Origin of the sequence: Streptomyces sp. NPDC050085 (genome assembly GCF_044460595.1) — a bacterium.
Classification (GTDB): domain Bacteria; phylum Actinomycetota; class Actinomycetes; order Streptomycetales; family Streptomycetaceae; genus Streptomyces.
Genome location: NZ_JBITJZ010000002.1, coordinates 449,627 through 460,870 on the forward strand (window position 1 = coordinate 449,627; position 11,244 = coordinate 460,870).

An 11,244-nucleotide genomic window follows, 5' to 3' on the forward strand; every position below is an offset into this window, starting at 1 on the left:
AACACGTAGCAACACCGGGCGTCAGCGCGAACGAACGGGTCCCTCTGTGTGCCACCACGCACAGAGGGACCCGTTCCCGCAGGGCCGGGACCGCCCATTGCCCCGGCCCGATGTCGCTGTCAGCCGGCGGCCGTCACCCCCCGGCCGGCAGCGCGCCCGGGCAGCGCCGTCGGCAGGTTCGCCATCGAGGCCGTGGCCCCGTACCAGGCGAGGACTCCGCCCACCGCGGCGAACCAGCCACCCACCTTGGCAAGGCCGTCGGTGTCACCGAACGCGGCGACCGCGAGCAGCACGAGCGCGACGAACATCGCCCCGTACGTGCCCCGCACGAACGTGCCGGACCCCGCCGAGCCGAGCGTCAGACTGAGTGCGAGCAGGGCGAACAGGAGCAGGAACAGACCCGCCGCGTTCGCCGAGACGGCGTCCCCCGAGGACACGCCCCAGGTGAACCAGAAGGCGCCGAGCCCGGCGAACGCCGTGCCCGTGAGGCCGTCGCCCTCGCTCGAACGCAGCGCGAGCAGACCGGCGACGAAGAGGGCGATCCCGCCCACATAGGTCGCGATCGATACGGCGTTGGCCGCTGTCACGCCGTCGATCACCTGGGTGTGACCGAGGCCGAAGGCCAACAGGGTGAGTCCGAGGGCGAGTTGACCGAGAGTCGTGACGGACGGGGTCGATGCCGTGCTTCCCGCGGAGACGTCGTTGTCCACAGCGGGCTCCCTTCGTGCAATGTGCGGGTGCTGTGCTGTTGTCCAGCGACCGGTATGTACCCTTCACAAGGGCACAAACCACCTCTACGCACGAGTAGATTTATCCACGGCCCCGAAATTCAACGGCCCTTCCCCCGCGGGAAGTTGAAGAACCCTCAGCCGCGTCTCACCTGGGACAAGTCCCCGTTACGGAACGGCCACGGGGAGGACTGGGGGCGACTACGGAATGACGATGACGGGCCGCTGCGCCCGCCGTGCGAGCCGCCCCGCCACCGAGCCGAAGATCCGCCCGACGAGCCCGTGCGTCGAGCCCACGACGATGGCGTCGGCGGAGTACTCCCGGCCGACCTCCTCGAGCTCGTGGCAGATGTCGCCACCGCGCTCGACGAGGATCCAGGGCACCTCGGAGAGATAGTCCGCACAGGCCAGCTCCAGACCGAGCACCTCGGTGCGGTGGTCCGGCACGTCGACGAAGACCGGGGGCTCACAGCCCGCCCACACCGTCGTCGGGAGCCGATTGGCGACATGCACGATGATCAGCCCCGAGCCGGAGCGATGCGCCATGCCGATCGCATAGGAAAGGGCCCGCTCGCTCGACGTCGAGCCGTCGAAACCGACGACGACACCGTGCTTGAACGCGGGGTCACAGGCGTGACGTGTCTCTTCGGCCGCTTGGGGGGTCACCTGGGGATCGGCGACCTGCCGCTTGCGGTCCGCGGGTTCGGGAATCTCGTGACCGGCCATGAGTGTCTCGGCGTGTACCTCGTGGGCCTCGTATAGAGGGGACGACAACTGACTCGGCGGAGCTGTGTCCGGGAATCACCTTCCCAACCCCATACCCCCAAGGGTACGGCGACACTCCTCCTCTGCCCAGACTCCGGCCCGCTCTCGGACCTGTACGTAGCTACGCTCCGCAGCGTTCAGGGGAGCATGCACGAGGCCGCGCCCGTATGGCAATGGTTGCTGCCCCGTACAGGCGGTTTGCGCACTCTTGTGGGCTCAGCGGGGGACGGATCAAGTGACCGGTGCGACGGCCGCGCGTTGAACTGCCGAACCGCACGACACAGGGAGCGATCCGTGCCCGGACCGATCACAGCACACCGGGAATCCACCGCGCGCCGGAGCATTCCGGGGCCCTCCCGCGCGCCGGAGTCGCACACCCACCCGACCCCTCACGCCCACGATGCGCCACCACCCGGGGCCGACGGGGCGGAGGACGTGGTCCGCTGGGCGGCGTTCAGCTGCGTCCTGGTGCCGCTCGTGCTCGTCGGGTACGGCATCTCGTCCGCGGGCGCCGCCGGGGCGGCTCTGGGCCTCGCCGCGGTGACCGCGGCGTGCCGGCTGCTGCTGCGCCAGTCCGAACGCGGCGCCGCACGGTTGCACACTGAACAGTGCTGCAGCCATCGTGGCCGTCACGGCCGCACCGGACTGGGGGCGCACAGGGGCGGTCACCGAGCGGGCCGTGGTGCGCCGGTGGACTGACCGGAATACGCGCGCTACCCCATACATTTTCAGCCAACTTCGGCCAGGGGCCCCCTCCTTGCCCCGCGCGGCCCCCAACCCCCGTTCCACCAGGGCCGGAAGGACCGTTGAAGGCGCCTGCACCCCACAGGGACCGGCCACTGAGTTGAGGCGTACTTCCCAGCAACGCCCTTGAGTGCAACGCTTCGTGATCGACTGCTTTACGCCAAGTTGTCATGTCGACAATCTGCCGCGTCCTTAACTGGTCACGAGGGCACCACAGGACACAGTAGATTCGATCATGACTGTCTGATCAGTAGGCGGCGGGGGACTTCGTGCAGGACCGAGGGGAAACGTGCAGGAGCGAACAGCCCGTCAAAGTATTGAGGGAGCCGCGATCACCGAGGGGGGCTTAGCAGGATGAGCCACGACGCCACCACTGCGCCGGAGGCGGCGGCTCGCAAGCTGTCAGGACGCCGACGGCGGGAGATCGTCGCCGTGCTGCTGTTCAGCGGCGGACCCATCTTCGAAAGTTCCATTCCGCTCTCCGTGTTCGGAATCGACCGTCAGGACGCGGGAGTTCCCCGGTACCGGTTGCTCGTGTGCGCCGGTGAAGAAGGGCCCCTGAGGACCACAGGGGGACTCGAACTCACCGCGCCGCACGGGCTCGAGGCGATCTCGCGGGCGGGCACGGTCGTCGTGCCGGCCTGGCGGTCGATCACCTCACCGCCACCGGAGGAGGCGCTCGACGCCATTCGTCGAGCCCATGAGGAGGGCGCGCGCATCGTCGGTCTGTGCACCGGCGCGTTCGTGCTCGCCGCGGCAGGGCTGCTCGACGGCCGCCCCGCCACCACGCACTGGATGTACGCACCGACGCTCGCCAAGCGCTATCCGTCGGTCCACGTGGACCCGCGCGAGCTCTTCGTGGACGACGGCGACGTCCTGACGAGCGCCGGCACCGCGGCCGGTATCGACCTGTGTCTGCACATCGTGCGCACGGACCACGGCAACGAGGCGGCCGGAGCGCTCGCCCGCCGCCTGGTGGTCCCGCCGCGCCGCAGCGGCGGCCAGGAGCGCTATCTCGACAGGTCTTTACCCGAGGAGATCGGCGCGGACCCGCTGGCCGAGGTCGTCGCCTGGGCCCTGGAGCACCTCCACGAGCAGTTCGACGTGGAGACGCTGGCCGCCCGCGCCTATATGAGCCGTCGCACCTTCGACCGCCGCTTCCGGTCACTGACGGGGTCCGCCCCGCTCCAGTGGCTGATCACGCAACGGGTGCTGCAGGCCCAGCGGCTCCTGGAGACCTCCGACTACTCGGTCGACGAGGTGGCCGGGCGCTGCGGGTTCCGCTCCCCCGTGGCGCTGCGCGGACACTTCCGGCGCCAGCTGGGCTCGTCCCCGGCCGCGTACCGGGCGGCGTACCGGGCGCGCAGGCCGCAGCCGGGCGAGGGCCCGGGGGCGAACGGGAGCGGCGGCAAGCCCGACAAGCCCGTGGAGATCGCCCCAGTACAGGGCCCCGAGACCCCGAGCCCTGGCCCCGTCCCCACCCAGTCGCGGCGCACCGCGGCGGCGACGGCGCTGGGCGCGCACGCGGCCTCGATGCAGGCGGAACCGGGCAAACCGCCGTCCGACGCCTTCGCGCCGGGCCGGGCGAGCCTGCCCGGGCCGCGCTCGGCCACGTAACAACGGATCGAGGAGCTGACGCCCGTCGTCTGCCAGCGGGAAGGTCCGACCCGTAGGGTTGGTCGCATGAACGATCGCATGGTGTGGATCGACTGCGAGATGACCGGACTCTCGCTGGCGAACGACGCGCTCATCGAGGTGGCCGCACTGGTCACCGACTCGGAGCTGAACGTACTCGGCGACGGAGTGGACATCGTGATCCGCCCGCCGGACGAGGCCCTGGAGCAGATGCCCGAGGTGGTGCGGAACATGCACACCGCCTCGGGTCTCCTCGACGAGCTGGCGGGCGGCACGACGCTCGCGGACGCCGAGGAGCAGGTCATGGCCTACGTACGTGAACACGTCAAGGACGCGGGCAAGGCCCCGCTGTGCGGGAACTCGGTCGGTACCGACCGTGGCTTCCTGCTGCGTGACATGCCGACGCTGGAGGACTACCTCCACTACCGGATCGTCGATGTGTCCTCGGTCAAGGAACTGGCGCGGCGCTGGTACCCGAGGGCGTACTTCAACAGTCCGGAGAAGAACGGCAACCACCGGGCGCTCGCGGACATCCGCGAGTCCATCGCCGAGCTGCGCTACTACCGCGAGGCGATCTTCGTCCCGCAGCCCGGGCCGGACTCCGACACCGCGAAGTCGATCGCGGCGAAGCACGTCCTGCCTGCGGAGCCCGCCGAATAACCCCATGTACGCCCCTGTGTACGGGGTCCGGGGCGCCCCCGGAAAAGGAGGGCGCGAGCACCCCTTCGGACCCTGTACACTTTTTCTCGGCCGGTCGGAAGAACGACAAAAGACCGGACATGGTGGGTGTAGCTCAGTTGGTAGAGCACCTGGTTGTGGTCCAGGTGGCCGCGGGTTCAAGTCCCGTCACTCACCCTGAAGGATCGAAGGCCCCGGTTCGCGAGAACCGGGGCCTTCGGCGTATCCGCGGGACTTGAACCCGTCACTCAGGACGACGCGCGGACCACCAGCTCCGTCGGCAGCACCAGATGCCGCTCCGCGCCCCGCCGGGACGAGGAGCGCTTGCCCTGGGCCGCGAGGGCGATCTCGTCCAGGAGCAGCTCCGTCATCGCCCGGCCCATGTCGCGGGTGGGCTGGCGCACGCTGGTCAGGCCCGGCTCCATGTGGCGGGCGATCACCGAGTCGTCGAAGCCGACCAGGGCGACGTCGTCCGGGATGCGGCGGCCCGCCTCGCGCAGCACCTGGCGGGCGCCGGAGGCCATCAGGTCGGAGCAGGCGAAGACCGCGTCGAGACCGGGACTGCGCTCCAGGAGCTGGGTCATGCAGGCGCGGCCGCCCTCCTCCGTGAAGTCTCCGTACGCCACCAGCTTCTCGTCGTACGAGATTCCGTCCGCGCCCAGTTGGTCCTCGTACCCGGCGAGGCGGCGCTGGGCGCCGTACACGTCCAGCGGGCCCGTGATGATCGCGACGGAGCGGCGGCCGCGGGAGGTCAGATGGCCGACGGCGGAGCGGGCGCCCGCGTAGTTGTCGGTGTCGACCGAGGGCAGCGGCTCGTCGGCGGAGCGCGGGCCGCTGATCACGGTCGGGATGTCCATCTGGAGGAGGCGGTCGGCCAGCGGGTCGTCGGCGTGGACCGAGACCAGCAGGACGCCGTCGACGCGGTGGGCGGCGAGATAGGCGGCGAGCCGGTCCTGCTCGCGCTCGCCGCGGGCGAAGGTGAGCAGCAGCTGGAGGTTGGACTCGGCGAGGGCGAGGCCGACGCCGCCGACCATGCCGGAGAAGTACGGCTCGGAGAAGAACCGGGACTCGGCCTCCGGGACGACCACGGCTATGGAGTCCGTGCGATTGGCGGCCAGCGCCCGGGCCGCCGTGTTCGGGACGTAGCCGAGCTCGGCGACCGCCTCCTCGACCGCCGCGCGGGTGCGGTCGCTGACCCGGGGCGATCCGTTGATCACCCGGGAGACCGTGCCCCGGCCGACGCCCGCCCGGGCCGCGACCTCCTCAAGGGTGGGACGCCTGCCGTGAGTGCCGCGAGCCGCCATGACTCCTACCTCCCCAAGTCTCACGCGGAATCTAACAGCCCGATAACCGCACCAACTTGTCGCTGCCGGGTCTCTTGACACCCCCGGGCCGAGCGACGACCCTTCAACACATCACGTATGGGAGCGCTCCCACCCTACTGGACGTATACAGAAGCCGCACGTTCCCCGCCCGAGCCGCACAGTGAACGAACGGGCCCAGCAAGGCAGTTGGCCGTTGGCCGGGATCGGCACGTAAGAGCAATTGAGCACTTGGAGGACGCAATGCGCACGACTGCCCGTACGTCCCGACGAGCAATGACCTTCGCGGTCGTCGCCGCCCTGGCCACAGGGCTGCTCGCCGGATGCGCCAGCGATGACGGCGACGGCGGTGGCTCCGACGGCGGATCGAGCGGTGGCGCCGGCGGCAAGGGCAAGACGACGGTGACCATCGGCACCTTCGGCACCTTCGGCTACAAGCAGGCCGGGCTCTACGACGAGTACATGAAGCTGCACCCGGACATCACCGTCAAGGAGAACGTCACCACACGCACCGACGTCTACTGGCCCAAGACGCTCACGCGGCTGCAGGCCGGTTCCGGCACGGACGACGTCCAGGCCATCGAGATCGGCAATGTGACGGAGGCCGTGCAGACGCAGGCCGACAAGTTCGTCGACCTCGGCAAGGAGGTCGACAAGTCGCAGTGGCTGGACTGGAAGAACGCCCAGGCCACCACCAAGGACGGCAAGCTGATCGGGCTCGGCACCGACGTCGGCCCGATGGCGATCTGCTACCGCAAGGACCTCTTCCAGAAGGCCGGTCTGCCGACCGACCGCACCAAGCTCGCCTCGATGTGGAAGGGCAGCTGGAGCAAGTACGTCGACGTCGGCAAGGACTACATGAAGAAGGCGCCCAGCGGCACCAAGTTCGTGGACTCGGCGTCTTCGGTCTACAACGCGGCGCTCGGTGGCGAGAGCGAGCAGTACTACGACAAGGACGGCAACGTCGTCTGGGACAAGTCCGACGGCGTCAAGCGCTCCTGGGACGCCGCCATGCAGGTGGCGACCACCAACATGTCGGCGAAGCTGAAGCAGTTCGACAAGCCGTGGGACCAGGGCTTCGCCAACGGCACCTTCGCCACCATCGCCTGCCCGGCGTGGATGATCGGCTACATCCAGGAGAAGTCCGGCGCCGCCGGCAAGGGCAATTGGGACGTGGCGGCCGCTCCGACCGCGGCCAACTGGGGCGGCTCGTTCCTCGGGGTGCCGACGGCGAGCAAGCACCAGAAGGAGGCCATCGCCCTGGCGAAGTGGCTGACCGCTCCTGAGCAGCAGGCGAAGGTGTTCGCCAAGCAGGCCAGCTGGCCCTCCACGCCGTCGGCGTACTCGACGCTGAAGCCGCAGCCCGACACCCTGGCGTACTTCTCGAACGCCCCGCTGGTGCAGATCTTCTCCGACTCGGCGAAGACCATCCCGCAGCAGCCGCACGGTGTGAAGGACCAGCCGATCGGCACCGCGATCACCGACGTCGGCATCCTCCAGGTCGAGCAGAAGGGCAAGTCTCCCGCACAGGGCTGGGACGCCGCGTCCAAGGAGATCAAGGACGTGCTCGGCCAGTGACCAGCCCCGACCAGGCTCTCGCGCAGTCCGCGTCGAGCGCCGACGCCGCGCCCGGCTCGAAAGAGCCGGGCGCGGCCCCGGACGCTCAGGGTCGCGGGACGCCGGCGAGCACCACTTCCTGGCGCAGCCGGCTGTACCGCTGGGACATGAAGGCGTCGCCGTACGCGTTCATCGCCCCCTTCTTCATCATCTTCGGCGCCTTCTCGCTGGTGCCGCTGCTCTACACCGCCTGGTACTCGCTGCACCACGTGCAGCTGTCCTCGCTCGACACGCAGACCTGGGCGGGCCTGGACAACTACAAGAACCTCTTCGCGTCGGACTTCTTCTGGAACGCGCTGAAGAACACGTTCACCATCGGCGTGATCTCGACGGTGCCGCAGCTGGTCGCCGCGATCTGGCTCGCGCACATGCTCAACTACCGGCTGCGCGGCTCGACCGTGTGGCGCGTCGTCATGCTCACCCCGTACGCGACCTCGGTGGCGGCGGCGACGCTCGTCTTCGTGCTGCTGTTCTCGCCGGACACCGGCATGATCAACTGGGCGCTCGACGCGGTCGGCATCGACCCGGTCAACTGGCGCGAATCCGACTGGGGTTCACAGTTCGCGGTCTCCTCGATCGTGATCTGGCGCTGGACCGGGTACAACGCGCTGATCTATCTGGCCGCGATGCAGGCCATCCCGGCCGATCTGTACGAGTCGGCAGCGCTCGACGGCGCGAACCGGTGGCAGCAGTTCCGGCACGTGACCATCCCGATGCTGCGCCCGACCATCCTGTTCACCGTGGTCGTCTCCACCATCGGCGCGACCCAACTCTTCGGTGAGCCCCTGCTGTTCGGCGGTGTCAGCGGCACCAAGGGCGGGTCCGAGCACCAGTACCAGACGCTCGGCCTGTACATGTACGACCAGGGCTGGATCATCGGCAACCTCGGCAAGGCGTCCGCGATCGCCTGGTCGATGTTCCTGATCCTCCTGGTGGTCGCCGCGATCAATCTGCTGATCACCCGACGGCTGAGGAAGTCCCAATGACCACCAGTGACATGACACTCCCTCAGCCGGTGAAGGGGGACGCCGAGCAGGAGCGGGCGCCACGGCGCAAGCGGATCATGGGCGCGGGCAAGCAGCTGCACGCCGGGCCCGTCACGTACATCGCGCTCGCCGTGTTCGCCCTGATCTCGCTCGCCCCGCTGCTGTGGACCACGATCGCCGCCTCGCGCACCAACACGCGGCTGGCGCAGACGCCCCCGCCGTTCTGGTTCGGCGGCAATCTGTTCAAGAACCTGGAGACCGCCTGGAACCAGGCGGGCATGGGCACCGCGATGTTCAACACGATCCTGGTGGCGTCCACCATCACCGTGGGCACCGTCCTGTTCTCCACGCTCGCCGGGTTCGCCTTCGCCAAGCTCCGCTTCAAGTTCTCCTCGCTGCTCCTCCTGCTGACCATCGGCACGATGATGGTGCCGCCCCAACTCGCCGTCGTCCCGCTGTACTTGTGGATGACCGACCTGGGCTGGGCCAACCACCTGCAGACCGTCATCCTGCCGACCCTGGTCAGCGCCTTCGGCACGTTCTTCATGCGGCAGTACCTCGTCCAGGCGCTGCCGACCGAGCTGATCGAGGCCGCCCGGGTGGACGGCGCGAGCAGTCTGCGGGTCGTGTGGCACGTGGTCTTCCCGGCCGCACGTCCGGCCATGGCCGTGCTCGGGCTGCTCACCTTCGTCATGGCCTGGAACGACTTCCTGTGGCCGATCATCGCCCTGAACGGACAGAACCCGACGGTGCAGGTCGCCCTGAACCAGCTCGGCACCGGCTACATCCCCGACGACTCGGTCATCATGGCCGGCGCCCTCCTCGGAACGCTGCCCCTGCTCATCGCGTTCCTGCTGTTCGGCAAGCAGATCGTGGGCGGAATCATGCAGGGCGCCGTCAAGGGGTGACGGGTCCGACCCCGGCCGGGACACCGAGGTCCCGGCCGGCCGAGGCGCGATCTGTTCGAGGAGCGGTCTGTTCGAGGAGCGGTCTGTTCGAGGCACCCCTCCGCCCCTTCCGCCCCTCCGCCCCTTCCGCCCTTCCGCCCCCTTCACCCCATCGCCCCTCCGCCCCATCGCCCCTTCGCCGTGGGCGACCACGGGCCGGTGGTCCTGCCGCGCGCAGTTCCCCGCGCCCCCGAAGCTCGCGGCCGCGCCGCTGCTTCCCCCGAGGAGACGCCCCTCCATCCGCCACGGCAATCACCCTCCCCCCTCCAACACCTCCATGGGAGCGCTCCTATGACCACCACGGACAACACCGGCACCACGGCCGCCTCTGCCCCCACCGCCCCCCAACTCACCCGATTTCCCGCAGGATTTCTGTGGGGGTCGGCCACCGCCGCGTACCAGATCGAGGGCGCCGTGCGGGAGGACGGGCGGACCCCCTCGATCTGGGACACGTTCAGCCACACCCCGGGGAAGGTGGCGAACGGCGACACCGGGGACGTCGCCGTCGACCACTACCACCGGTGGCGCGACGACGTACGGCTCATGGCGGACCTGGGTCTGACCTCCTACCGCTTCTCCGTGGCGTGGCCGCGTGTGCAGCCCACCGGGCGCGGGCCCGCCGTGCAGCGCGGGCTCGACTTCTACCGGGGCCTGGTCGACGAGCTGCTCGCGCACGGGATCAAGCCCATGGTGACCCTGTACCACTGGGACCTGCCGCAGGAGTTGGAGAGCGCGGGCGGCTGGCCGGAGCGGGACACCGCGTACCGGTTCGCGGAGTACGCCGCTCTGGTCGGCGAGGCGCTCGGCGACCGCGTCGAGAGCTGGGTGACCCTCAACGAGCCCTGGTGCAGCGCCTTCTTGGGCTACGGCTCCGGGGTGCACGCCCCCGGGCGCACCGATCCCACCGCCGCACTGCGCGCCGCGCACCATCTCAACCTCGGGCACGGTCTTGCCACTTCGGCCCTGCGCTCGATCCTCCCGGCCCGCGCCGGCATCGGCATCAGCCTCAACCCGAGCGTGGTGAGGGCCCTCACCGACGCTCCGGCCGACCTGGACGCCAAGCGGCGGATCGACGCGCTCGCGAACCGCGTCTTCACCGGGCCGATCCTGCGGGGCGCCTACCCGGAGGACCTGATCGCCGACACCGCGCGCGTGACGGACTGGTCCTTCGTGCAGGACGGGGACACCGCGTCCATTCACCACCCCCTCGACTTCCTCGGTCTGAACTACTACACGCCCGCCGTCGTCTCCGGTCCGCGCGGCGAGCAGGACGGACCGAGGCTCGACGGTCACGGCGCCAGTGACCACTCCCCCTGGCCGGGCTCCGACGACGTCGTCTTCCACCACGCGCCCGGTGAACTCACCGCGATGAACTGGCCGGTGGATCCGACCGGTCTCACGGACCTTCTCCTTGATTACACCGCTCAGGCCCCCGGGGTTCCGCTTTACGTGACCGAGAACGGGGCGGCGTACGAAGACGTCGTCGACGAGCAGGGCCAGGTCCACGACCCCGACCGCATCCGCTACCTGCACGCCCACCTCGGCGCGATCCACGAGGCGATCCGCCAGGGCGCCGACGTCCGCGGCTACTTCCTGTGGTCGCTGCTCGACAACTTCGAGTGGGCCTACGGATACGGCAAGCGGTTCGGCGCCGTGTACGTGGACTACGCGACGCAGGCCCGGATCCCGAAGTCGAGCGCGGCCTGGTACGCACAGGTCGCCCGGGCCGGGGGGCTGCCCGCCGCCGAGTAGGCCGTTCCCGGCGCGACCCGGCGCGACCCGGCGGCTCCAGTCCGTTCCCGGCAGTTCCCGCCCGTTCCCC

General features: G+C 69.6%; 10 protein-coding genes and 1 tRNA gene. 8 read left to right on the forward strand and 3 right to left on the reverse strand.

Features of this window, described 5'->3' with window-relative positions:
- Positions 1-119: 119 nt before the first annotated feature.
- Positions 120-710: a GPR1/FUN34/YaaH family transporter gene (locus ACIBUY_RS10370; protein ID WP_365563776.1), complete on the reverse strand. Its 591-nt coding sequence runs from the start codon at positions 708-710 to the stop codon at positions 120-122.
- Between the two features lie 219 nt (positions 711-929).
- A complete protein-coding gene (locus ACIBUY_RS10375) occupies positions 930-1,454 on the reverse strand; it encodes a universal stress protein (RefSeq protein ID WP_365563773.1) in 525 nt (174 codons plus the stop codon).
- A 333-nt stretch (positions 1,455-1,787) separates the two neighbouring features.
- Between ACIBUY_RS10375 and ACIBUY_RS10380 the strand changes: the two genes are divergently transcribed.
- From ACIBUY_RS10380 to ACIBUY_RS10395, 4 genes are all read left to right on the forward strand, one after another.
- On the forward strand, positions 1,788-2,192 hold the full coding sequence (locus ACIBUY_RS10380; protein ID WP_365563771.1) for a hypothetical protein: 405 nt from the start codon (positions 1,788-1,790) through the stop codon (positions 2,190-2,192).
- A 399-nt stretch (positions 2,193-2,591) separates the two neighbouring features.
- Complete coding sequence (locus ACIBUY_RS10385; protein ID WP_365563768.1) at positions 2,592-3,854, forward strand: helix-turn-helix domain-containing protein; 1,263 nt, start codon at positions 2,592-2,594, stop codon at positions 3,852-3,854.
- A gap of 66 nt (positions 3,855-3,920) precedes the next feature.
- Entirely contained in the window at positions 3,921-4,532 is a 612-nt protein-coding gene (gene orn / locus ACIBUY_RS10390) for an oligoribonuclease (protein WP_365563765.1), read from the forward strand.
- 122 nt (positions 4,533-4,654) lie between these two features.
- Positions 4,655-4,727 (forward strand) — tRNA-His (locus ACIBUY_RS10395).
- Positions 4,728-4,798: 71 nt separating this feature from the next.
- Here the strand turns inward: ACIBUY_RS10395 and ACIBUY_RS10400 are convergent.
- Entirely contained in the window at positions 4,799-5,854 is a 1,056-nt protein-coding gene (locus ACIBUY_RS10400) for a LacI family DNA-binding transcriptional regulator (protein ID WP_365563762.1), read from the reverse strand.
- Between the two features lie 261 nt (positions 5,855-6,115).
- Here ACIBUY_RS10400 and ACIBUY_RS10405 point away from each other — a divergent pair, with 261 nt between their 5' ends.
- The 4 genes from ACIBUY_RS10405 to ACIBUY_RS10420 all read left to right on the forward strand — a co-directional run bounded on the left by ACIBUY_RS10405 (position 6,116) and on the right by ACIBUY_RS10420 (position 11,174).
- Entirely contained in the window at positions 6,116-7,450 is a 1,335-nt protein-coding gene (locus ACIBUY_RS10405) for an ABC transporter substrate-binding protein (RefSeq protein ID WP_365563759.1), read from the forward strand.
- Positions 7,447-8,475 (forward strand): sugar ABC transporter permease, encoded by a 1,029-nt coding sequence (locus ACIBUY_RS10410; protein ID WP_365563756.1) that lies wholly within the window; start codon positions 7,447-7,449, stop codon positions 8,473-8,475. The genes ACIBUY_RS10405 and ACIBUY_RS10410 overlap by 4 nt, the downstream gene beginning before the upstream one ends.
- Positions 8,472-9,383, forward strand: a complete 912-nt coding sequence (locus tag ACIBUY_RS10415) for a carbohydrate ABC transporter permease (protein ID WP_365563753.1) — start codon at positions 8,472-8,474, stop codon at positions 9,381-9,383. The genes ACIBUY_RS10410 and ACIBUY_RS10415 overlap by 4 nt, the downstream gene beginning before the upstream one ends.
- 330 nt (positions 9,384-9,713) lie before the next feature.
- Positions 9,714-11,174, forward strand: coding sequence for a GH1 family beta-glucosidase (locus ACIBUY_RS10420; protein WP_399152351.1), 1,461 nt, complete (start codon positions 9,714-9,716; stop codon positions 11,172-11,174).
- The last annotated feature ends 70 nt before the right edge of the window (positions 11,175-11,244 follow it).

Coding starts and splice junctions, on each gene's coding strand:
- ACIBUY_RS10405 (WP_365563759.1), top strand. CDS start 6,116: ATGCGCACGACTGCCCGTACGTCCCGACGAGCAATGACCTTCGCGGTC.
- ACIBUY_RS10375 (WP_365563773.1), bottom strand. CDS start 1,454: ATGGCCGGTCACGAGATTCCCGAACCCGCGGACCGCAAGCGGCAGGTC.
- ACIBUY_RS10400 (WP_365563762.1), bottom strand. CDS start 5,854: ATGGCGGCTCGCGGCACTCACGGCAGGCGTCCCACCCTTGAGGAGGTC.
- ACIBUY_RS10385 (WP_365563768.1), top strand. CDS start 2,592: ATGAGCCACGACGCCACCACTGCGCCGGAGGCGGCGGCTCGCAAGCTG.
- ACIBUY_RS10415 (WP_365563753.1), top strand. CDS start 8,472: ATGACCACCAGTGACATGACACTCCCTCAGCCGGTGAAGGGGGACGCC.
- orn (WP_365563765.1), top strand. CDS start 3,921: ATGAACGATCGCATGGTGTGGATCGACTGCGAGATGACCGGACTCTCG.
- ACIBUY_RS10420 (WP_399152351.1), top strand. CDS start 9,714: ATGACCACCACGGACAACACCGGCACCACGGCCGCCTCTGCCCCCACC.